The organism is Pseudomonas sp. N40(2020) (genome assembly GCF_014472415.1).
Lineage (GTDB): Bacteria > Pseudomonadota > Gammaproteobacteria > Pseudomonadales > Pseudomonadaceae > Aquipseudomonas.
This window is the reverse complement of the sequence record NZ_JACSZV010000013.1, coordinates 97,035-117,428: the sequence shown is the minus strand read 5'-3', so window position 1 is coordinate 117,428 and position 20,394 is coordinate 97,035. Positions and strand designations below refer to the sequence as shown.

Sequence of the window (20,394 nt, the reverse complement as noted above, 5' to 3'; positions counted from 1 at the left end):
GAAAACAAGATCAAAAGATCGCAGCCTTCGGCAGCTCCTACCGTGAATCCATCTTCCATATCAAGTCGATTGTGAAATTGTGGAAAACAAATTCCCCAACCTGCCAAAGCGCGACATATAGACGCTGCAAATGGCTGTTTTTCCACAGTTTTGACTTGTCCCCGTTTGCTGTGGAGCTGGCTGTGAATAACGTGGGAGTAGCTGGCTGAAGGCCTTGCAGGCCGTGGCTTGCAGGCTTGTGGTTGTTTTTTGATCAGGCGTTTTGGCGATAGCGTAAGGCGCCTTTGTCAACCTTTTTGTGGTCACCCCGGAACAGACATTTCCCTGTGCGCAGTCCTGTGGATAAGTCTGTGATTAAACTCTGGAAAGACCGCGCTAAGGGCCGTAATTACTGGCCCCGCGCAATCACCCCGGTAACTGCTCGGTCGTGCAAAATGCCATGTCCCGCACATCTGTCAGTTCAGGGTCAAGCAAAAAACTTTCTATTTCCCTCGCAAAGCCTTGTGTGGCGCGGCTTTGCGCGTTTCCACTTGCCCCCGGAAACTGTGGAAGGGGTTGTGGATAACGTGCGTGCACATGGCTACAAGCCACGTTGGTTAAGGCGTTGCTCGTGTTGGTTGTTTTTTGTACAGCTTAGAGGAGTTGCCCGTGAATGCGGGGCCGGGCATGCTGCGTGCTGATTTTCTATTCAAGGGCTGCTCCGGCAGCCGAAGCGAGGAGAACACGATGTCCAACACCCTGTTTATCACCGGCGCGACGTCTGGTTTTGGTGAAGCCTGTGCCCGTCGTTTTGCCGAGGCTGGCTGGAAACTGGTGCTGACCGGCCGTCGTGAAGAACGTCTCAATGCCCTGTGCGCCGAACTGTCGAAGCAGACCGAAGTGCATGGCCTGGTGCTCGATGTGCGTGATCGCAAGGCGATGGAGGAGGCGATTGCCAACCTGCCGCCGTCGTTCGCCAAGTTGCGTGGCCTGATCAACAACGCCGGGCTGGCACTGGGTGTGGACCCTGCGCCGAAATGCGATCTGGATGACTGGGACACCATGGTCGACACCAACGTCAAAGGCTTGATGTACGCGACCCGTTTGCTGTTGCCGCGCCTGATCGCCCATGGCCGTGGCGCTGGCATCATCAACCTCGGCTCCATTGCCGGTAACTACCCGTACCCGGGCAGCCACGTGTACGGCGCGACCAAGGCATTCGTTAAACAGTTCTCGCTGAACCTGCGCTGCGACTTGCAGGGCACCGGCGTGCGGGTCAGCAACATTGAGCCGGGTCTGTGCGAGAGCGAGTTCTCGCTGGTACGTTTCGCTGGCGACCAGGAACGCTACAACGCCACCTACGCCGGTGCGGAGCCGATCCAGCCGCAGGACATCGCCGAGACGATTTTCTGGGTGATGAATACGCCAGCGCACATCAACATCAACAGCCTTGAGTTGATGCCGGTGAGCCAGACCTGGGCGGGTTTTGCTATCGAGCGTAACAAGGCTTAAGACCCCAGTGAGCCCATTCGCGAGCAAGCTCGCTTCCACATAAGATCGCGCTCGAATGTGGGAGCGAGCCTGCTGGCGAAGAGGCCAAATCGGCCAAAACATGGCGATAAGGTAAACTCCTCTCGTAACAACCCAACCGCACCCTGCGGTTTTCAAGGTTTTTCGAGGAGTTAAAGTGAGTAACCGAGGTGAGCAGTCGCTGCTCAAACAATCGACCATCCTGATGTTCGCCGTGGCGATCGCCGGGATCGTCACCGGTTTTGTATCTGGTTCCCAATCCATCCTGTTCGATGGTTTTTTCTCGCTGATTGCAACGTTCATCAAAGTCCTGATGCTGATCACCGCCAAGCTGATCGCCAAACAAAGCAATCACCGCTTCCAGTTCGGTTTCTGGCATCTGGAGCCAATGGTGCTGCTGATCGAAGGCAGTTTCCTGCTGTTGATCGCCATCTACGCGTTTCTCAACGGCGTGTTCGGCATCATCAACGGCGGTCGCGAGATCGAGTTGGGTCTGGTGATCATCTATGCGGCAGTGTTTACCGTTGTTGAATTCGCCTACTTCTTCTATGTGCGTCGGCGCAATCGCAAGCTCAAATCCAGCCTGATCCAGTTCGACAACATCAGTTGGCTGGTGGACGCGATGCTGTCGGTCGGCCTGTTGATCAGTTTCCTTGCAGCGCTGCTGCTCAAGTCCCAGGGCTATGGCGAGTGGGCGAAGTTTGTCGATCCGCTGATCCTGATCGTGCTGGCGCTGACCATGCTGACTCCGGCGTTCAAGATTCTTCGCCCGGCGTTGCGCGATGTGCTCGGGATTGCGCCGGATACCCTTGATGAACAGGTTCGGCAGGTGATGGAAGTGGCCAAGGCCGAGCATGGTTTCGACGATTACGTGTCCTACGTGCAGAAACACGGGCGGGCGCGGTTTATCGAGATTCATGTGGTGTTGCCGGCGGATTATGCGCTGAGCAGTGTCGGTCAGCTGGATGCATTGCGCGAGGGGATTTCGGCGAAGCTGGGCACGCCGGATGCGGCGCGCTGGTTGACCATCAGCTTTACCGGTGACAAGAAGTGGATTGCCTGATGTAACCCGGCTCTCTACTGAGAACACAGTTTGTGGCGAGGGGATTTATCCCCGATGGGGCGCGAAGCAGCCCTGAAAAGAGCGGGGCCGCTGCGCAGCCCATCGGGGATAAATCCCCTCGCCACGATAAATCTCAATTGCCATGAAATCAGCGAAGATATTCAGCCAGGCCGCTATAGCAAGTTGCCAAGTGATACGGCGTCGTCGACGGCATGTCCTTGCGGCTGATCTCACCCTGCTCATCGCGGCACTCATACCAGCCACCGGCATGCAGAAAACGCTGTTGCAGCGCCTGCAACTGATGCAGCACTACGGCTTCACTGTCCGGGCGCAACGTTAGTGCGCGCAGGTATTCAGCCTGAGCCCAGATCCGCTGGGTCGAATCTCTCGGGCGTCCGTCCATCTCCAGATCAAGCATCGCCCGCACCGCGCCGGACGGCTGTACCACGCCGAACTGCTCGGTAAACGCGAAGGCCTTGTCCAGCGCCGTATGCAGTTTCGACCCGCGCAATAGCGGTGACGATTCCAGCAGGAAATACCACTCGAACTGATGCCCCGGCTCGTACCAGTTATCCACAGCCCCCAACGGTTTCTCCATCAACACGCCATGTTGCGGGTCGACGAAGCGCTTGTGCATCGCTGTGCATAACTCGTTGAGGGCCTGTTGCGTTGCCGCGTCTTCGCGTACGGCAAGGGTGGCGAGGAAGGCTTCGGCCAGATGCATCAACGGATTTTGCAGCGGGCCGGTTTCCAGCGTGTTCCAGTCTCGATTCAGGCAGGCCTCGTACAGGCCATCACCGGTGGCAAAGCGTCGGCCGATGACTTCCAGCGCGGCGTTCAGCGTCGATTCCACCAGCGGCTCGCGGGACTTTTCCCAGTAATGCGCGCAGGCAAACAGGATGAAAGCGTGGGTGTAGAGATCCTTGCGCTCATCCAGCGGTTTGCCCTGCGGATCGATGCTGTAGAACCAGCCGCCATGCTCGGCATCATGGAAATGCCGTTGCAGGGAGCGGAACAGCGCTGCCGCACGGACTTCTGCGTTATCCACAACGTCGATCAGGCTGGAAAACAGATAGAGCTGCCGCGCGCAGGCCATCGCCCGATAGCGTTGTGGTGGCAATGGTTGATGCGTGGCGTCCAGCGCCTCGTAAGGCAGCGCCATGTCGGCGTTCCAGCCCGGGCCTTGCCATAGCGGCACGATCACGTTCAAAAAGTGCTGTTGCACCTCACTGAACAGGGCGGTCAATTCAGGCAGGGATTTGGAGCGAGAAGCGTGGGGCATGGGCGGACGTCGTCACGGCTGGGGCGATTGCGCGACATGGTAGCAGAGAGACCGGTTAGAGAGAGGTTGTGTCTGTCAGTCCGCCTTCGCGAGCAGGCTCGCTCCCACAGGAGAATGCATTCCGATGTGGGAGCGAGCCTGCTCGCGAATGGGCCGTATCAGGCGACAGAAGTCAACCGGCCAGCAGCCATGCGCCAGTCACTGCCGAAGCCGCACCCGCCAGTCGCACCAGCGGCGCAGCAGCCTGAGGCAGGAAACGTACCACCGCATAACCTGCAGCATGCAGCGCAGCGGTCGCTGCTACAAATCCTGCGGCATACGCCCAGGGGCTGGACATGTCCGGCAACTCCAGGCCATGCGCGACACCATGGAACAATGCAAACAACGCCGTGGCCGCCACCGCCATCACCAGTGGCGGACGCACCGCCAACGCAACGGCCAGGCCGAGCGCCAGCACCGACGCGGCAATCCCGCTTTCCAGCGCCGGCAACTCCAGCCCTTCAAAACCCAGCATGCCGCCCATCAACATGGTGCCGACGAAGGTGCACGGCAGCGCCCAGCGCGCCGCACCTTGCTGCTGCGCTGCCCACAAACCGACGGCAATCATCGCCAGCAAATGATCAAGGCCACCGATCGGGTGGCTGATCCCGGCGATCAAACCGCTGTCGCCATGCCCGGGGTGAGCGAAGGCCAGTGCCGGGGTCAGCAACAGTGCGACTGCGCCAAGAATGCGTTTGAGTGTCATGGATAAGCTTCCTTGTTGATAAGTGAATCAGGCTGCGGTCAGCAGGCCCTGTCGTTCGATGAAGGCGATGATGTCTTCCAGGCCCTGGCCGGTTTTCTGGTTGCTGAACACGAACGGCTTGCCGTTGCGCATGCGTTTTGTGTCGCTGTCCATCATCTCCAGCGAGGCGCCTACCAGCGGCGCCAGGTCGATCTTGTTGATCACCAGCAGGTCAGACTTGCAAATACCCGGCCCGCCCTTGCGCGGCAGCTTGTCGCCGGCAGAAACGTCGATCACGTAGATGGTCAGGTCGGATAATTCCGGGCTGAAGGTCGCGGACAGGTTGTCGCCGCCGGACTCCACCAGAATCAGATCCAGCCCCGGAAAGCGCCGGTTCAATTGATCCACTGCTTCGAGGTTGATCGAGGCGTCTTCACGGATTGCCGTGTGCGGACAGCCACCGGTTTCCACGCCGATGATGCGTTCCGGTGCCAGCGCTTCGTTGCGCACCAGAAAGTCCGCGTCCTCGCGGGTATAGATGTCGTTGGTCACCACGGCGAGGTTGTAGCGCTCGCGCAGCGCCAGACACAGGGCCAGGGTCAACGCGGTTTTGCCGGAACCGACCGGGCCGCCGATGCCGACGCGCAGAGGTTGTGTGTTCATATGCTTCTCCAAAATAACAGGCCCTAGGAACGGAACAGGCGGCTGTACTGGCGCTCATGGGCCATGCACGCCAGGGACAGACCGAACGCGGCACTGCCGATGTGTTCGGGGTTGATTCGGGTGGCGTCCTGCTGGGCTTGTTGCAGCAGCGGCAGCAGTTCGCTGGTCAGGCGCTGGGCGGCTTGCTGGCCCAGCGGCAGGGTTTTCATCAGGACGGCGAGCTGGTTTTCCAGCCAGCTCCACAACCACGCGGCGAGGGCGTCCTGCGGAGTGATGCCCCAGGCGCGGGCCGCCAGTGCCCAACCAAGTGCCAGGTGCGGTTCGGCGCATTGATCGAGAAAGTGGCGTGCTGGCGCGTCCAGTTCAGGCAAGCCATTGAGCAGTTGCTGCAACGAATAGCCCATCTGCCGGCTCTCCAGATGCAGCTCGCGGGTTTCGCGGCTGGCGCGGTGGGTTTCGCAGATGCGCAGCAAGTCGTCCCAGTTTTCCTCGGCAGCGGCTTGGCAATGGGCGAGCAACAGCGGCGCTTCGAAGCGGGCGAGGTTGAGCAGCAATTGATCGCTGATCCAGCGGCGGGCGCTGTCCGGGTTGTTCACGCGACCGTTATCCACGGCCATTTCCAGACCTTGGGAATAGCTGTAGCCGCCAATCGGCAATTGTGGACTGGCCAGGCGCAGCAGCGCCCAGGCCGGATTCACAGGCGTACGCCGAACTGATGGAGTTTGGGCGCGTAGTTGAAGTCTTCGTCGCCGTGCCGCGAATGGTGATGGCCGCCGCCGTAGGCACCGTGTTCCGGCTGGAACGGTGCTTCAATGGCTTCGACCTGCGCGCCAAGCTGTTCAAGCATGGCTTTGAGCACGTAATCGTCGAGCAACCGCAGCCAGCCATCGCCGACTTGCAGGGCGACGTGGCGATTGCCCAAGTGATACGCGGCGCGGGTCAGTTCGAAGGCGTTGGCGCAAGTGACGTGCAGCAGTTGCTCGGGGCGGGCGCAGACACGGACGATTCGGCCGTCCTCAGCCTGTAAGCATTCGCCGTCATACAACGGCGGCTGACCGCGCTCCAAAAACAACCCGACGTCTTCATTCTCGGCACTGAAACAGCGCAAACGGCTTTTGCTCCGTGCTTCGAAGGTCAGGTGCAACTCGGCGGCCCAGACGGGTTGAGGGTCGATTCTGCGATGAATCACCAGCATCGGAAAGCTTCCAGCAGTGGACAATACTCAGGCTAGAGCAAGGGGCTTGCCAATCGGACGAGATGTAGGAAATCCCTGTCGGATCGTAGTAGATGTTTCGGAATGTTGCGGGGATTTGAGAGGTTTTGGTGCGTTAAGAATTTTTCATGCACCAATTTGCGGCGCACAAAAAAGATCGCAGCCTTCGGCAGCTCCTACCTTGATCTCTGTAGGAGCTGCCGAAGGCTGCGATCTTTTGATCTTTATTCGGTACTACCGAGCCCTTGCCAATGCTTGAGCCCGATAAAGATGAAGCGCAATTGCTGGGTGATCTTCGCTTGCGGGGTCAAATGCTCAGGCAAGGCTTCGGCCGGCGGGTCGATGATGTCCGGCAGGGTGGCAAACACCGATTTGACGATCAGATCCGCAATCACGCTCAACCCGGCCGCGTCCAGATGCTGAAGCTTGGGCATCATTGTCAGGTCGGCTGCAAGGTCGGAACTGATGTTCTCACGCAAACGGCCAATCGCCTGGCGCACCGGCAGCGAGCCGCCATATTGCTCGCGAGCGAGAAATAAAAACTGCGAACGGTTGGCGCTGACCACATCGAGAAAGATCCGCACCGACGCATCAATGATGCCGCCCATGACGAATTCGTTGTGGCGTACCAGGCGGATGGTTTCGCGGAAGGTCTGGCCGACTTCGCTGACCAGCACCAGACCGAGTTCGTCCATGTCGGCAAAATGCCGATAGAAACCGGTGGGCACGATGCCGGCGGTTTTCGTCACTTCGCGCAGGCTGAGGCTGCCGAATCCTCGGCCGCTTTCCATCAAGTGGCGGGCAGCATCCATCAGGGCGTTGCGGGTCTGTTGTTTCTGTTCGGCGCGGGGCAGCATCGCAAGGTGTTTTCTTCGGCAGGACAAGCGCAGCACTCTAGCAAATCGGCTTTAACGGCGTCGAACGGCAGCGGGGGGATGCAGCGGGGAAATAGCGACTTATTAATAGCAGCGGCTGAAAAGTCAAAAGCCCAATCCGGGGATTGGGCTTTTTTTCAGGGCCGCCATGGGCTTAGCTCAAAGCGCTGTTGCGTTCGATGACACGGTCACCACCACCTTCGGCGAGGGTTTGGCCTTGTGGAGTGCGGTCGCTGCCATCGGAAGCGAGGGTCTGACCTTGTGGAGTGCGGTCGCTGCCATCGGAGGCAAGGGTCTGACCTTGAGGAGTGCGATCGGAACCGTCTTGAACCAGGCCTTTCTCTTCCAGACGATCACGGCCACCTTCAGCTACAAATTGACCTTGTGGGGTTTTGTCGTAGCCATCCTGTACCAGACCTTTTTCTTCGAGACGGTTACGGCCGTTTTCAGCAAGGGTCTGACCTTGTGGAGTGCGGTCACTACCATCAGCAGCGACGGTCTGGCTGAACACTGAGTGGTTCGATTTTACTTGTGGAGTAGCCTGGTCAGCAGCGGGCAGTGCAAAAGCAGTGCTGGCAAGCATCGATAGGGTAAGGCTGAGCAGTAATTGGCGTTTCATGATGGGTTGCTCCTTGGGAGGGCGATAAAGTGGGTACGAGGGCAATGCTACTCTCGATAAGTCGATATAAAAGTTCATAAACGCAATGGTAATAATCAACAGAATTGATTGTTCTGCGGAGAGGCTCTAGAACGGGCCTTTCAGAGGGATGCTTTTGCACCGTAGTGGGTATTTTCGACCCACTCGCGCTTCGCAAAAGTGCGGGGGCGGTAACGCTGTTCGACCGATTGGTCAGATTGCGCGCGGTTTTTTGCGTCTTAATCTGCCTTTTGATTAAACCTGCGGGCCTTTTGCCAGTCACAGATTTCATATGGGCCGCTTTGGCCCGCCGTTTCAGCTGTGCGCCGCATTTTCGGCGCGCGGTCGTGATCAGGAGCTTTGTGCATGACGCGCACTGGAAAAATCTTCAGCTGGACCTTCGCCATCCTCTTATTGCTACTGGCCGTACTGGTGCTGATCATCGTGTTCTTCGACTGGAACCGGATCAAACCACCGCTCAACGCCAAAGTCTCGGAAGAACTGCACCGACCCTTTGCCATCAACGGCAACCTCGCAGTGATCTGGCAGCGCGAGCCGGAGGAGGGCGGTTGGCGCGCCTGGGTGCCGTGGCCGCACGTGGTCGCCGAGGATTTGAGCCTGGGTAATCCGGACTGGTCGAAGAAGCCGCAGATGGTCACGCTCAAGCGCGTTGAGCTGCGCATCTCGCCGCTGGCATTGCTGGCGCAACGGGTGGTGATCCCGCGTATTGACCTGACCGAACCCAACGCCGAATTGCAGCGTCTGGCCGATGGCCGCGCCAACTGGACGTTCAAGTTCGATCCCAAGGACCCGAATGCTGAGCCGTCGAACTGGGTTGTCGACATCGGCGCCATCAAGTTCGACAAGGGCCACGTTACCCTCGATGACCAGACCCTCAAGACCAATCTCGATGTGCTGATCGATCCGCTGGGCAAACCGATTCCGTTCAGCGAAATCGTCGGTGACAAAGCAGCGAAAACTGCGCAGGACAAGGGCGGCGCACCGCAGGACTATGCCTTCGCATTAAAGGTTAAAGGTCAGTATCACGGCCAGAATCTGACCGGCCAGGGCAAGATCGGCGGCCTGTTGGCCTTGCAGGATGCGAGCAAACCGTTCCCGCTGCAGGCTCAAGCGAAAATCGGTGACACCCGCATTGAACTGGCCGGCACCCTCACCGATCCGCGCAACCTCGGCGCCCTCGACCTGCGACTGAAGCTGGCCGGTGCCAGCCTTGGCAATCTCTACCCGCTGACCGGCGTGACCCTGCCGGACACGCCACCTTACTCCACCGATGGCCACCTGATCGCCAAGCTGCATGACGAGGCTGGCGCAAAATTCACCTATGAAAAATTCAATGGCAAGATCGGCGGCAGCGACATCCATGGTGACCTGACCTACGTCGCCAGCCAGCCACGGCCAAAACTCAGCGGCGCGCTGTTGTCCAATCAACTGCTGTTCGCCGACCTCGCACCATTGATCGGTGCTGATTCGAACGACAAACAAAAGGCCCGTGGCGGTGAGAGCAAGCAACCGGCTGACAAAGTGCTGCCGGTAGAAGAGTTCAAGACTGACCGCTGGCGCGCAATGGACGCCGATGTCGAATTCACCGGTAAGCGTATCGTCCACAGTGAAAAGCTGCCATTCACCGACCTTTATACCCACCTGAAACTCAACGACGGCGAGCTCAGCCTGGAGCCGCTGCGCTTTGGCGTGGCTGGGGGCAATCTGGACGCGCAGATCCGCCTCAACGGTCGCACCGAACCGCTGGAAGGCCGGGCCAAACTGACGGCGCGCAGATTCAAGCTCAAGGAGCTGTTCCCGACTTTCGAACCGATGAAAACCAGTTTCGGCGAGCTGAACGGCGATGCGGATATCACCGGTCGTGGTAACTCGGTGGCCAAGCTGCTGGGCGGTGCGAATGGCAATCTGAAGATGCTGATCAACGACGGTGCGATCAGCCGTGAGTTGATGGAACTGGCGGGGCTTAACGTCGGTAACTATGTGATCGGCAGGATCTTTGGCGACAAGGAAGTGAAGATCAATTGCGCGGCGGCGGACTTCGACATCAAGACGGGTTTGGCGACCACGCGGCTGTTTGTCTTCGATACCGAGAACGCGATCATCTACATCGACGGCACGGCGAACATGGCCACCGAGCAATTGGATCTGACGGTGACGCCGGAATCCAAGGGCTGGCGTTTGATCTCGCTGCGTTCTCCGCTGTACGTGCGCGGCAAGTTCATCAAGCCGGACGCGGGCGTGAAAGCCGTGCCGTTGTTGCTGCGCGGGGCGGGGATGGTAGCGCTGGGTGTGATTGCCGCACCGGCGGCCGGGCTGCTGGCGCTGGTGGCACCGAGTGGTGGGGAACCCAATCAGTGTGCGCCGCTGCTGGAGCAGATGAAGGCGGGCAAGGCGCCGGTGACCGTCAAGCCAAGCAAGTAACCATTTAGCGTCTCTCCCGATCGTTCCCATGCTCTGCGTGGGAACGCCTCAACGGACGCTCCGCGTTCGGCATTAAAAAGGCACGCAGAGCGTGCCGGGCTGCGTTCCCACGCGGAGCGTGGGAACGATCATTCATCAGGTATCAGAGGTCGTTCAGGATGTCCGCCATGTCATCGGCATGCTCTTCTTCCTGCGCCAGGATGTCTTCGAAGATGCGTCGAGTGGTCGGGTCTTTCTCGCCGATGTACTGAATGATCTCGCGGTAGCTGTCGATGGCGATCCGCTCGGCCACGAGGTCTTCGTAGACCATCTCTTTCAAAGTGTTCCCCGCGACATATTGTGCGTGGGACATTTTTGACAGCAGGTCGGGGTTGAACTCCGGTTCGCCGCCCAGTTGCACAATGCGCTCGGCCAGGCGGTCGGCGTGCTCGGCTTCCTGGGTGGCGTGTTCGAGAAACTCTTCAGCGGCCACGTGGGCTTTCAGGCCGTTGGCCATGAAATAGTGGCGCTTGTAGCGCAACACGCAGACCAGTTCAGTGGCCAGCGATTCATTGAGCAAGCGCAGCACCTCTTCACGGTTGGCGCTGTAACCCTCGGTCACCGCGCCGTTCTCCACGTGTTGTCGTGCGCGCTCGCGCAGGGTTTGAACATCAGATAAATGCAGGTCGCTCATTTCAGTCTCCTGGAGGCTAATCCGATTGGCGTCACGCTCTACTGACGTGATCGCCTACCAGGTTGTGAGTCTTGAGCGATGCAAAAAGTTTTACGGGATTTTCGGCAACCTCGGCACCAACCCTGAAAGCTGCGCTTCGTCGCGCAACCACGCAAAAAATGCGCGCACCGGCGGATGCCGCTCGCGCCCCGGCACACACAACGCACTGTAGCCGGCCCCATCGACCTGAACCTCGCCCTTGTACGGCACCAGCAAACCGCTTGCGACGCTCTCCGAAACCAGAATATTGCTCGCCAGTACCAGCCCTTGCCCGGCAATCGCGGCTTGCAGGGCGTAATGCTCTTCGTCGTATTCGCGGATCGCCGGATGTTGATTCAGCCAGTTCTCGCCGGACTTGGCGCACCAGGCTTCCCAGCCGTGGGCATACAGTTTGGAGTTGTGCCAGTGCACGCTGATCAAGGTCGGTGTGCGGCGTGTGGCCAGTGCCACTTGCTCCGGCGAGCCGTACACGCCGAATGATTCATCGAACAGGCAGAGGCCATACAGATTCGGGTAGTCATCGAGGCTGTAGCGCAGCACCAGATCGACACTGGCGTCCTGATGCAGATCGATCACTTCACAATGGGTGTCGAGACGCACGTTGATGTTGGGGTGTTTCGCATAAAACCGCCCCAGTCGCGGCACCAGCCACAGCGCAGCGAACGCGGCGGTGGTCGACAGCGTCAGGCTGCTGCCGCTGCGTTGCGGGCGCAGGGTATCGACGCTTTGCGCCACTTCCAGCAAGGCGCCGTGCAGACTGCGGAACAACCGTTCACCGCCCTCGGTCAGGCGTACTTGTCGCGGCAGGCGTTCGAACAGCGCGACGCCCAGCCAGTCCTCCAGCGCTCGGATCTGATGGGAAATCGCTGTGGGCGTCACCGACAGTTCTTCAGCGGCAGCCTTGAAACTCAGCAAGCGCGAGGCGGATTCGAAGGCGCGCAGGGCGGTTAGCGGCAGCGAGGCGAACATTTGTTACTCCATGGATGAAATAAACTCATCCAGACTGATTTCTGTTCATTTGAAGAGATGCCGTGACGCGCCTCAAGCTGCAAGCCACAAGCAGGTTGATTCTAGTCCGGAGGATTTATAGATGAACAGGATTCTTGCACTTCATGCCAGCCCCCGTAGCGATCGCTCCCATTCGCGGCGCTTGGCGGAAGGTTTTCTCAGTGCCTGGCAAGTGCGCCATCCGCAGGCTCAGGTAACTCGGCGTGAAGTTGGTCGGGCGCTGATTCCGGCGGTCAACGAGGCCTTCGTCGCGGCGGCGTTTTACCCGGAACCCGAGGCGCGACCATTGTCGATGCAGGCCGATCTGGCGCTCAGCGATCAACTGGTCGGCGAGTTGTTCGACCACGACCTGCTGCTGATTTCCACGCCGATGTATAACTTCAGCGTGCCCAGTGGCCTCAAGGCCTGGGTCGATCAGATCGTGCGGCTGGGCCTGACGTTTGACCACTCGCTGGACAACGGCATTGCCCAGTACACGCCGCTGTTACAGGGCAAGAAAGCCTTGATCGTCACCAGTCGCGGCGGTTTCGGCTTCGGTCCCGGCGGTGAGCTGGAGGCTTTGAACCACGCCGATCCATGGCTGCGCACGGCGCTGGGATTTATCGGCATCAACGACGTCACGGTAGTCGCGGCCGAGGGCGAGGAGTCTGCCGAGCGCACCTTCGCGGTGTCGCTGGCCGAGGCCGAGCAGCGTTTGCTCGACCTCGCCCGGGCGTTCTAGGTGGCCTGGCTGTTCCTGCTGATCGCCGCGGGGTTTGAAGTGACCTTCGCCATGGGCATGAAGTACGCGGAAGGGTTCACCCGGCTCTGGCCGTCGATGATCACCGTGGTCGCTGCGGTCGGCGGGATTTACTTCCTGACATTGGCCATGCGTGACTTGCCGGTGAGCATCGCCTATCCGATCTGGACCGCCATCGGTTCGCTGGGCACAGTGTTTCTCGGCTTTGCCTTGCTCGGCGAGAGCCTGACGCTGGTCAAACTGCTGTCGGTAGGCTTGATTGTGGCGGGGGTGGTGGGGCTGAAGTAGGCTGCTCATCGAGTTGTCATGTTCAGGGAGGATGCTTGGCGGGCGTTTTGCACGCCTTGCATCCATTCACCGACCACAAGGATGTTTGCCCATGTCGCATGCCTCGCGTACGCGTTATCCACTGGTGCTGGTGCCGGGAATGCTCGGGTTTATCCGGCTCGTTCTCTATCCATATTGGTATGGGATCATCAAAGCGTTGCGCCGTGGTGGTGCGACGGTGATTGCCGTGCAGGTGTCGCCGTTGAATTCGACCGAGGTGCGTGGCGAGCAATTGCTGACACGGATCGAGGAGATCCTGCGCGAAACCGGCGCGGCCAAGGTCAATCTGTTCGGTCATAGCCAAGGCTCGCTGACCGCGCGTTATGCCGCGGCGAAACGCCCGGATCTGGTGGCTTCGGTGACGTCGGTCGCCGGGCCTAATCACGGTTCCGAACTGGCCGACTATCTGCAAAAGCACTACCCGGCGGACAGCGCCAAGGGCCGAATCCTTGAGGCATTGCTGCGCTTCGTCGGCTGGTTGATGGCGCTGTTGGAGACCGGCTATCACGGGCCAAAACTGCCGGTGGATATCCACGCCTCGCACCAATCGCTGACCTTTGAAGGTGTGGCGCTGTTCAATCAGCGTTATCCACAGGGCCTGCCCGAAACCTGGGGCGGGCATGGGCCGGAAGAGGTCAACGGCGTGAGGTATTACTCGTGGTCGGGGACGTTGCAGCCGGGCAAGACGGATCGTGGCGGCAATCTGTTTGACGGGACCAATCGCAGTTGCCGGTTGTTCGCCAAGACATTCGTGCGTGAACCTGGGCAATGCGATGGCATGGTCGGGCGTTACAGTTCGCACTTGGGCACAGTGATTGGCGATGACTATCCGCTGGATCATTTCGACATCGTCAACCAGTCGCTGGGGCTGGTGGGCAAGGGCGCCGATCCGGTGCGGCTGTTTGTCGAGCATGCGGCGCGGCTTAAAGCAGCCGGGGTCTGACTGTGCTTTTTTGGCGAGGGGATTTATCCCCGATGGGCTGCGCAGCAGCCCCAATTATTGGATGAAGAGAGGGGCCGCTTCGCGACCCATCGGGGATAAATCCCCTCACCACAGGCCGGATCAGGCAACGCTCACTCTGCGGCTCAGCACCGTCGTCCAGCGCTCAGACAAAATCACCCCACCCAAAGTCAACAAGCCGCCGACCAGGTGATACATCGCCAGTTGTTCTTTCAACACCACCGCCGCAATCAGCGCCGTAATCAACGGCAGCAGATTGAAGAACAATGTCGTCCGGCTCGGCCCCAGGCGCTGCACCGCCTGCATCCACGCCAATGGCGCGAGCATCGACGCCAGCAGACACGCGTACAGCACCAGCGGAATATTCTGCAGGGTCAGCCCGGTTTTCGGCGAAGTGGCATACAGCGGAAACAACACCACAATCGCCACCAGCACCTGCAAGTACAGCAACACCAGCGGCGGCAAACGCAGCTGCCATTTTTTCAGCAATGTGCTGTAAATCGCGTAGGCCAGCGTGGCAATCAGCATCATCGCGTCACCCAGGTTCACCCCGTGTTGCAACAGCGCGCCGAGGCTGCCGGACGACACCACCACCAGCACGCCGGCGAACGAGAACACCGCACCAACCAGCGCACCGGCTGTCAGGCGCTGGCCGAGGCTGATGATCGCCATGGCCAGCGACATTAATGGCATCAGCGACAAGATGATGCCCATGTTGGTGGCGGTGGTCAGGGTCGCGGCGAAGTAGGCCAGGCTCTGATAGACCGCCATGCCGAGCACGCCGAGGACGAAAATCTTGCCCAGGTTCGGGCGAATTTGCGGCCAGTGCGCGATCACTTGTTTGAGCATGAACGGCGTGAACAGCAGACCCGCCAGCAGCCAGCGGTAGAAACCGATCTCGGCGGGGAAGATCGCACCGACCGCGAGTTTGTTGATCACGGTGTTGCCGGCCCAGATAAAAATCGCCAGCAGAGGAAAAGCGTATTGCATGCGTTGAAACCATTACGTTGATGAAGCGCGATTATCCCTTGTCTGGATGCAGGCCTATACTTCGAACCGGACAACCTGCCTCTGAAACCGGACAGCATGAACAGTAAACACATCGATCTGCTGGATTTCAGCGAACTGCCGTCGGCGGTGTACTTCCGCTACGCCGACTTCAACGCCCACGAATTCGCCGCGCCCCACCGTCATCCGTGGGGCACGCTGGAATACGCGGCCCATGGCGTGCTGCACATGGACGTCGACGGCAGTCGTTTCATGTCGCCGCCGCAATACGCAGTGTGGGTGCCGCCGCAGGTCGAGCACAGTTTCTACAGCCATCAACCGGTCAATTATCGTGCGGTGTGTCTCGATCCCAAGGTCTGTGCCGAATTGCCGGCGCGCGCCTGCACGTTGGCGATCAGCGACATCCTCAAGGCGATTCTCAAAGACTTCGCCGCCCGCGACGTGAAGATCCCCGAACTCGACGCGGATCAGCGTCTTGCCCAGGTGTTGGTCGATCAACTGCAACAGGCACCGGTGCATGAGTGTTATCTGCCCTATGCGAGCCATCCCGGGTTACTGGCGATCCTCGAAGCGTTGCAGGCTGAGCCTGGCAACAATCAACCGCTGGCGTACTGGGCGGCGCAGGTGCATGTCAGCGAGCGCACGCTGGCGCGGCAGTTTGTTCGCGAACTGGGGATGAGTTTTGGCGAGTGGCGACAGCGCCTGCGCTATCTCGCCGCGATCGAAGCGCTGGAAACTTCGCGCAGTGTGCAGGAGATCGCTTTCGACCTGGGTTACAGCAGCGGCTCGGCTTTTATCGCCATGTTTGCCCGTCAGGCCGGTTGCACGCCGGAGCAGTACCGCCGCAGCCACCTGGAAGGCAGGAAGGTGTAACAAGATTTGGCTACACTGCCGAAGAGGCCGCCTCCATCGAAGCGGCGACAAGGAGAAAACTCCATGAAGATGTTGCGTGTCCCTTTGTTGATGATTGGTTTGCTCCTGTGTTCCCAAGGTTTCGCCGCCACGGCGCAACAGAACAAAATGACCACCTGCAATGCCGATGCGACCGCCAAGAGTCTGAAAGGCGATGAGCGCAAAACCTTCATGAGCACCTGCCTCAAGGCAGCGCCGGCAGCCAACGACGCCAAGGCCCTGACCCCGCAGCAGGAAAAGATGAAAACGTGTAATGCCGATGCGAAAACCAAGGCGCTGGCCGGTGATGCGCGCAAGACGTTCATGAGTGAATGCCTGAAGAAAAAATAAACGGGTTCGCGTACTGCCTGAGTTTTTTGAGTCCGTCTTGAGATTCGCCCTCACCCTAACCCTCTCCCGGAGGGAGAGGGGACTGACCGCGTTGTCTCAAGACATTCGTCGACCAGAACAAAGCTGTTGATTATGGATTCAATCAGCTCTTTCAGGTCGCCGGATATCCTCAGCATCCCCCGATCAGTCCCCTCTCCCTCTGGGAGAGGGCTAGGGTGAGGGCTGCAAACACCGCATATCCCTAGTGCTCATCTCGGATCGCTGGCAGACTGCCAATCCTTTTACGCCGTTCGTTTTGAGGCTGTATGCCAACGTTTTCTGAGCGTCATGTTGTGTTCTGGGTCAGTTGCATCATTATTTTCGGCGGTTTGCTGCTGGTGCTCCCGCTGCGCTTGTTGCCCAGCCTGCTGGCGGGGTTGCTGGTGTTCGAGCTGGTCAACATGCTCACTCCGCAACTGCAACGGCTGATCGAAGGCCGGCGCGCGCGTTGGCTGGCGGTGGCGCTGCTGGGCACGCTGGTGGTCAGTGTGCTGGCGCTGATCTTCGCCGGCGCCATCAGTTTCCTCCTGCACGAAGCGGAAAATCCCGGGGCTTCCCTCGACAAATTCATGGGAGTGGTCGACCGCGCGCGCGGTCAGTTGCCGCCGTTCATCGACGCTTATCTGCCGGCCAGCGCCGCGGAATTTCGCGTAGCGATTGGCGAATGGGCGAGCAAGCACCTGGCCGACCTGCAACTGGTGGGCAAGGACGCGGCGCACATGTTCGTGACGCTGCTGATCGGCATGGTGCTCGGCGCAATCATTGCCCTGCAGCGCATACCGGACGTCACCAAACGCAAGCCACTGGCCGCCGCTTTGTTCGATCGCCTGCACCTGCTGGTGCAGGCGTTTCGTAACATCGTTTTCGCGCAGATCAAGATTTCCCTGCTCAATACCTTTTTCACCGGGATCTTTCTGGCGGTGATCCTGCCGATGTTCGGCATCCATCTGCCGCTGACCAAGACCCTGATCGTCCTGACCTTCCTGCTCGGCCTGTTGCCGGTGATCGGCAACCTGATATCGAACACGCTGATCACCATCGTCGGCCTGTCGCTGTCGATCTGGGTGGCGTTGGCGGCGTTGGGGTATCTGATCTTTATCCACAAGCTCGAATACTTTCTCAATGCGCGCATTGTCGGCGGGCAGATCAGTGCCAAGTCGTGGGAGTTGCTGCTGGCGATGCTGGTGTTCGAGGCCGCATTCGGCCTGCCGGGGGTAGTGGCGGGGCCTATTTACTATGCGTATCTGAAGAGTGAGTTGAAGCTGGGCGGTATGGTTTGATTCAGAATTTGTAGTGTTTGAGCTGGCCTCTTCGCGAGCAGGCTCGCTCCCACATGTTGAGCGCATTCCTTCAGTTGAAATGCGATCCACTGTGGGAGCGAGCCTGCTCGCGAAGGGCGCGCCGCCGATTCTGGGTCAGGCCATTGCGCCGTAACGCTTCATCGCCTCAATCGCCAGACCGCTGCCAATGCTGCCAAAGATGTTCCCTTCGACATGCCGCGCATTCGGCAACATCGCCGAAACGCTGTTGCGCAGGGCCGGGATGCCGCTGGAACCGCCGGTGAAGAACACTGTATCGACCTGAGCCACTGACACATTCGCGTCGTTCAACAACTGCGTGACGCTGCCGCGCACGCGCTCCAGCAATGCATCAATCGCCGATTCAAACAGCGCCCGCGTCAGTTCCACGCTCAACCCGGGTTCGATCCGATCCAGCGGCACATGGCGGCTGTCGGCGTGGGTCAGCTGGATCTTGGTTTCTTCCACTTCCATCGCCAGCCAGTGTCCGGCGCGTTGTTCGATCAACTTGAACAGGCGATCGATGCCGCCGGTGTCTTCGATGTCGTAGCGCATGCTGCCCAGCGCCAGGCTCGATTTCTGCGAGTACACCGAGTTGATCGTGTGCCAGGTCGCCAGGTTCATGTGGTGGCTGGTCGGCATGTAGGCGCCGCTTTTCATGCGACTGCCGTAGCCGAACAGCGGCATCAGGCCTTGCAGGCTCAGTTGTTTGTCGAAGTCGGTCCCGCCGATGTGTACGCCGCCCGTGGCGAGGATGTCGTCGTGGCGGTTTTCCACACCGCGACGCTCGGGCGAAAGGCGCACCAGCGAGAAGTCGGATGTACCACCGCCGATGTCGACGATCAGTACCAGCTCTTCCTTTTCGATGGTCGACTCGTAGTCGAATGCTGCGGCAATCGGTTCGTACTGGAACGACACGTCCTTGAAGCCGATCTTGCGTGCCACTTCCACCAAGGTGTCTTCGGCTTCCTGGTCGGCCAGCGGATCGTCATCGACGAAGAACACCGGACGCCCCAGCACCACTTGTTCGAATTCCCGACCGGCGGCAGTTTCGGCGCGGCTCTTGAGCTGGCCGATGAACAGGCCGAGCAAGTCCTTGAACGGCATTGCCGTGCCGAGAACGCTGGTGTCGTGCTTGATCAGCTTGGAGCCGAGCAGGCTCTTGAGCGAGCGCATCAGCCGGCCTTCGTAGCCTTCCAGGTATTCGTGCAGCGCCAGGCGACCGTAGACCGGGCGGCGCTCCTCGATGTTGAAAAAGACCACCGACGGCAGGGTGATCTTGTCGTCTTCCAGCGCGATCATCGTTTCCATGCCGGGGCGCAGCCAGCCGACGGTGGAGTTGGAGGTGCCGAAGTCGATGCCGCAGGCACGGGCTGGAGAGGCGTTATTCATGTCTTTCGGGTTCCGGTCAAAAAACGGCCGCGCAGTGTATGTCAGTGCGCGGCAGATTCGAAGGCCGGTCATCAGCTATTTCGCGACTAGACTGGGTTGAAACTCGCAGCTTCGCCCCAAACTTGCTGGCATGGGCCGGCAGACATACCGGCGGTCGCAAGAACCGTCGCCCACTGCCGATAAACTTCTGCTGCGCCACCCGGTCACAAGTTTGAGATCGGTCAACCCGGCATGCGCGAATCGGCGCATGCTGGCATCGGCGCGAAATCGATAACGGACGGTGATTCCTTCAATGGACTTCAAAGACTATTACAAGATACTCGGCGTGGAGCCGACAGCAGACGACAAGGCAATCAAGGCTGCCTATCGCAAGCTGGCGCGCAAATACCACCCCGATGTCAGCAAGGAAAAGGACGCCGAGGCCAAGTTCAAGGACGCCTCGGAAGCCTATGAAGCGCTGAAAAGCGCCGACAAACGTGCCGAATACGACGAGCTGCGCCGCTATGGCCAGCACGGTCAGCCGTTCCAGGGGCCACCGGGCTGGCAGAGCCGGGGCGGTTTTGGCGGCGGCGGTGGCGACACCGGCGACTTCTCGGACTTCTTCAGTTCGATCTTCGGCAATCGCGGCCCCGGTTTCGGTGGCGGTGAAGGTCGGCAACAACGCAGTGCAGGGCGCCGAGGGCAAGACGTGGAAATGGAACTGCCGATCTTCCTCGAGGAAACGCTCTCGAACGAATCGAAGAAGGTCACCTTTCAGGTGCCGCAATACAACGCCAACGGCCAGCACGTCAGCAACACCAGCAAGAGCCTGAACGTGAAGATCCCGGCGGGCGTGACCGACGGCGAGCGCATCCGCCTCAAAGGTCAGGGCGCACCCGGCGCAGGTGGCGGGGCGAATGGCGATCTGTACCTGACCATTCGTTTCGCGCCGCATCCGAAGTTCGATGTCGAAGGCGAAAACCTGATCATCACGCTGCCGTTGGCGCCGTGGGAGTTGGCGTTGGGCGCCGAAGTGGCCGTGCCGACCCTGACCGGCAAGATCAACCTCAAGGTTCCGGCCGGCAGCCAGAACGGTCAGCGCATGCGCGCCAAGGGCCATGGTCTGAAAAACAAGGCCGGCGAGCGCGGTTATCTGTTCGTGCAGCTCAAGGCCGTGATGCCGAAAGCAGCGGACGATGACGTCAAGGCGTTGTGGCAGGAACTGGCGAAAAAAGCCGCCTTCAATCCGCGAGAGAACTTCTGAACCCAGCGACGGAGTAG

Annotated in this window: 21 protein-coding genes and 1 pseudogene; 11 read left to right on the top strand and 11 right to left on the bottom strand. The window is 59.6% G+C overall.

Annotation, left to right across the window (positions count from 1 at the left end; all coding sequences use genetic code 11):
- The 3 genes and pseudogenes from IAI51_RS27830 to IAI51_RS11385 form a co-directional block, all read left to right on the top strand.
- Positions 1–209 (top strand): annotated as a pseudogene (locus IAI51_RS27830) (hypothetical protein); the annotation flags it as partial.
- 517 nt (positions 210–726) lie between these two features.
- Positions 727–1,491, top strand: a complete 765-nt coding sequence (locus tag IAI51_RS11390) for an SDR family oxidoreductase (RefSeq protein ID WP_100846416.1) — start codon at positions 727–729, stop codon at positions 1,489–1,491.
- A gap of 175 nt (positions 1,492–1,666) precedes the next feature.
- Positions 1,667–2,572, top strand: a complete 906-nt coding sequence (locus IAI51_RS11385) for a cation diffusion facilitator family transporter (protein WP_187678574.1) — start codon at positions 1,667–1,669, stop codon at positions 2,570–2,572.
- 148 nt (positions 2,573–2,720) lie between these two features.
- On the opposite strand, the gene IAI51_RS11380 is transcribed toward IAI51_RS11385, so the two are convergent.
- The 7 genes from IAI51_RS11380 to IAI51_RS11350 all read right to left on the bottom strand — a co-directional run bounded on the left by IAI51_RS11380 (position 2,721) and on the right by IAI51_RS11350 (position 7,948).
- Positions 2,721–3,854, bottom strand: coding sequence for an AGE family epimerase/isomerase (locus tag IAI51_RS11380; protein ID WP_187678573.1), 1,134 nt, complete (start codon positions 3,852–3,854; stop codon positions 2,721–2,723).
- Between the two features lie 172 nt (positions 3,855–4,026).
- The gene (locus IAI51_RS11375) at positions 4,027–4,599 is read right to left on the bottom strand and encodes a HupE/UreJ family protein (protein WP_187678572.1); all 573 of its coding nucleotides are present in this window, start codon (positions 4,597–4,599) and stop codon (positions 4,027–4,029) included.
- 27 nt (positions 4,600–4,626) lie between these two features.
- Positions 4,627–5,241 (bottom strand): urease accessory protein UreG, encoded by a 615-nt coding sequence (ureG, locus tag IAI51_RS11370; RefSeq protein ID WP_187678571.1) that lies wholly within the window; start codon positions 5,239–5,241, stop codon positions 4,627–4,629.
- A 23-nt stretch (positions 5,242–5,264) separates the two neighbouring features.
- The gene (locus IAI51_RS11365) at positions 5,265–5,939 is read right to left on the bottom strand and encodes an urease accessory protein UreF (RefSeq protein WP_187678570.1); all 675 of its coding nucleotides are present in this window, start codon (positions 5,937–5,939) and stop codon (positions 5,265–5,267) included.
- A complete protein-coding gene (gene ureE / locus IAI51_RS11360; protein ID WP_187678569.1) occupies positions 5,936–6,436 on the bottom strand; it encodes an urease accessory protein UreE in 501 nt (166 codons plus the stop codon). Before ureE ends, IAI51_RS11365 begins: the two co-directional genes overlap by 4 nt.
- Positions 6,437–6,678: 242 nt before the next feature.
- Positions 6,679–7,311, bottom strand: coding sequence for a TetR family transcriptional regulator (locus tag IAI51_RS11355; RefSeq protein ID WP_187678568.1), 633 nt, complete (start codon positions 7,309–7,311; stop codon positions 6,679–6,681).
- Between the two features lie 172 nt (positions 7,312–7,483).
- Positions 7,484–7,948, bottom strand: a complete 465-nt coding sequence (locus IAI51_RS11350; RefSeq protein WP_187678567.1) for a hypothetical protein — start codon at positions 7,946–7,948, stop codon at positions 7,484–7,486.
- A gap of 384 nt (positions 7,949–8,332) precedes the next feature.
- On the opposite strand from IAI51_RS11350, the gene IAI51_RS11345 reads away from it, so the two are divergent.
- A complete protein-coding gene (locus IAI51_RS11345; RefSeq protein WP_187678566.1) occupies positions 8,333–10,408 on the top strand; it encodes an AsmA family protein in 2,076 nt (691 codons plus the stop codon).
- Between the two features lie 142 nt (positions 10,409–10,550).
- Here IAI51_RS11345 and IAI51_RS11340 read toward each other — a convergent pair whose 3' ends face one another.
- Both IAI51_RS11340 and IAI51_RS11335 read right to left on the bottom strand, forming a co-directional pair.
- Positions 10,551–11,081 (bottom strand): bacterioferritin, encoded by a 531-nt coding sequence (locus IAI51_RS11340; protein WP_187678565.1) that lies wholly within the window; start codon positions 11,079–11,081, stop codon positions 10,551–10,553.
- Between the two features lie 90 nt (positions 11,082–11,171).
- Positions 11,172–12,089 carry a LysR substrate-binding domain-containing protein gene (locus IAI51_RS11335; protein WP_187678564.1) on the bottom strand — a complete coding sequence of 306 codons (918 nt, stop codon included), beginning with the start codon at positions 12,087–12,089 and terminating at the stop codon, positions 11,172–11,174.
- Between the two features lie 121 nt (positions 12,090–12,210).
- On the opposite strand from IAI51_RS11335, the gene IAI51_RS11330 reads away from it, so the two are divergent.
- The 3 genes from IAI51_RS11330 to IAI51_RS11320 all read left to right on the top strand — a co-directional run bounded on the left by IAI51_RS11330 (position 12,211) and on the right by IAI51_RS11320 (position 14,137).
- On the top strand, positions 12,211–12,849 hold the full coding sequence (locus IAI51_RS11330; protein ID WP_187678563.1) for an FMN-dependent NADH-azoreductase: 639 nt from the start codon (positions 12,211–12,213) through the stop codon (positions 12,847–12,849).
- Complete coding sequence (locus IAI51_RS11325; protein ID WP_187678562.1) at positions 12,850–13,155, top strand: DMT family transporter; 306 nt, start codon at positions 12,850–12,852, stop codon at positions 13,153–13,155. It begins immediately after the preceding gene.
- 91 nt (positions 13,156–13,246) lie between these two features.
- Positions 13,247–14,137 (top strand): esterase/lipase family protein, encoded by an 891-nt coding sequence (locus IAI51_RS11320; RefSeq protein WP_187678561.1) that lies wholly within the window; start codon positions 13,247–13,249, stop codon positions 14,135–14,137.
- A gap of 120 nt (positions 14,138–14,257) precedes the next feature.
- Here the strand turns inward: IAI51_RS11320 and IAI51_RS11315 are convergent, their stop codons facing one another.
- Entirely contained in the window at positions 14,258–15,145 is an 888-nt protein-coding gene (locus IAI51_RS11315) for a DMT family transporter (protein ID WP_187678560.1), read from the bottom strand.
- 96 nt (positions 15,146–15,241) lie between these two features.
- Between IAI51_RS11315 and IAI51_RS11310 the strand changes: the two genes are divergently transcribed.
- The 3 genes from IAI51_RS11310 to IAI51_RS11300 all read left to right on the top strand — a co-directional run bounded on the left by IAI51_RS11310 (position 15,242) and on the right by IAI51_RS11300 (position 17,724).
- Positions 15,242–16,036: an AraC family transcriptional regulator gene (locus IAI51_RS11310; RefSeq protein WP_187678559.1), complete on the top strand. Its 795-nt coding sequence runs from the start codon at positions 15,242–15,244 to the stop codon at positions 16,034–16,036.
- Between the two features lie 63 nt (positions 16,037–16,099).
- Positions 16,100–16,405, top strand: coding sequence for a PsiF family protein (locus IAI51_RS11305; protein ID WP_187678558.1), 306 nt, complete (start codon positions 16,100–16,102; stop codon positions 16,403–16,405).
- A gap of 305 nt (positions 16,406–16,710) precedes the next feature.
- Complete coding sequence (locus IAI51_RS11300) at positions 16,711–17,724, top strand: AI-2E family transporter (protein ID WP_123530840.1); 1,014 nt, start codon at positions 16,711–16,713, stop codon at positions 17,722–17,724.
- A gap of 135 nt (positions 17,725–17,859) precedes the next feature.
- On the opposite strand, the gene IAI51_RS11295 is transcribed toward IAI51_RS11300, so the two are convergent.
- A complete protein-coding gene (locus tag IAI51_RS11295) occupies positions 17,860–19,134 on the bottom strand; it encodes an Hsp70 family protein (RefSeq protein ID WP_187678557.1) in 1,275 nt (424 codons plus the stop codon).
- Between the two features lie 292 nt (positions 19,135–19,426).
- On the opposite strand from IAI51_RS11295, the gene IAI51_RS11290 reads away from it, so the two are divergent.
- Positions 19,427–20,377, top strand: coding sequence for a DnaJ C-terminal domain-containing protein (locus IAI51_RS11290; protein ID WP_187678556.1), 951 nt, complete (start codon positions 19,427–19,429; stop codon positions 20,375–20,377).
- Positions 20,378–20,394: the final 17 nt, after the last annotated feature.

Excerpts from the sequence above, each read along its gene's own strand:
- IAI51_RS11390 (WP_100846416.1), top strand. The coding sequence starts at position 727 with ATGTCCAACACCCTGTTTATCACCGGCGCGACGTCTGGTTTTGGTGAA.
- IAI51_RS11380 (WP_187678573.1), bottom strand. The coding sequence starts at position 3,854 with ATGCCCCACGCTTCTCGCTCCAAATCCCTGCCTGAATTGACCGCCCTG.
- IAI51_RS11375 (WP_187678572.1), bottom strand. The coding sequence starts at position 4,599 with ATGACACTCAAACGCATTCTTGGCGCAGTCGCACTGTTGCTGACCCCG.
- ureG (WP_187678571.1), bottom strand. The coding sequence starts at position 5,241 with ATGAACACACAACCTCTGCGCGTCGGCATCGGCGGCCCGGTCGGTTCC.
- ureE (WP_187678569.1), bottom strand. The coding sequence starts at position 6,436 with ATGCTGGTGATTCATCGCAGAATCGACCCTCAACCCGTCTGGGCCGCC.
- IAI51_RS11355 (WP_187678568.1), bottom strand. The coding sequence starts at position 7,311 with ATGCTGCCCCGCGCCGAACAGAAACAACAGACCCGCAACGCCCTGATG.
- IAI51_RS11350 (WP_187678567.1), bottom strand. The coding sequence starts at position 7,948 with ATGAAACGCCAATTACTGCTCAGCCTTACCCTATCGATGCTTGCCAGC.
- IAI51_RS11345 (WP_187678566.1), top strand. The coding sequence starts at position 8,333 with ATGACGCGCACTGGAAAAATCTTCAGCTGGACCTTCGCCATCCTCTTA.
- IAI51_RS11340 (WP_187678565.1), bottom strand. The coding sequence starts at position 11,081 with ATGAGCGACCTGCATTTATCTGATGTTCAAACCCTGCGCGAGCGCGCA.
- IAI51_RS11335 (WP_187678564.1), bottom strand. The coding sequence starts at position 12,089 with ATGTTCGCCTCGCTGCCGCTAACCGCCCTGCGCGCCTTCGAATCCGCC.
- IAI51_RS11330 (WP_187678563.1), top strand. The coding sequence starts at position 12,211 with ATGAACAGGATTCTTGCACTTCATGCCAGCCCCCGTAGCGATCGCTCC.
- IAI51_RS11320 (WP_187678561.1), top strand. The coding sequence starts at position 13,247 with ATGTCGCATGCCTCGCGTACGCGTTATCCACTGGTGCTGGTGCCGGGA.
- IAI51_RS11315 (WP_187678560.1), bottom strand. The coding sequence starts at position 15,145 with ATGCAATACGCTTTTCCTCTGCTGGCGATTTTTATCTGGGCCGGCAAC.
- IAI51_RS11310 (WP_187678559.1), top strand. The coding sequence starts at position 15,242 with ATGAACAGTAAACACATCGATCTGCTGGATTTCAGCGAACTGCCGTCG.
- IAI51_RS11305 (WP_187678558.1), top strand. The coding sequence starts at position 16,100 with ATGAAGATGTTGCGTGTCCCTTTGTTGATGATTGGTTTGCTCCTGTGT.
- IAI51_RS11300 (WP_123530840.1), top strand. The coding sequence starts at position 16,711 with ATGCCAACGTTTTCTGAGCGTCATGTTGTGTTCTGGGTCAGTTGCATC.
- IAI51_RS11295 (WP_187678557.1), bottom strand. The coding sequence starts at position 19,134 with ATGAATAACGCCTCTCCAGCCCGTGCCTGCGGCATCGACTTCGGCACC.
- IAI51_RS11290 (WP_187678556.1), top strand. The coding sequence starts at position 19,427 with ATGGACTTCAAAGACTATTACAAGATACTCGGCGTGGAGCCGACAGCA.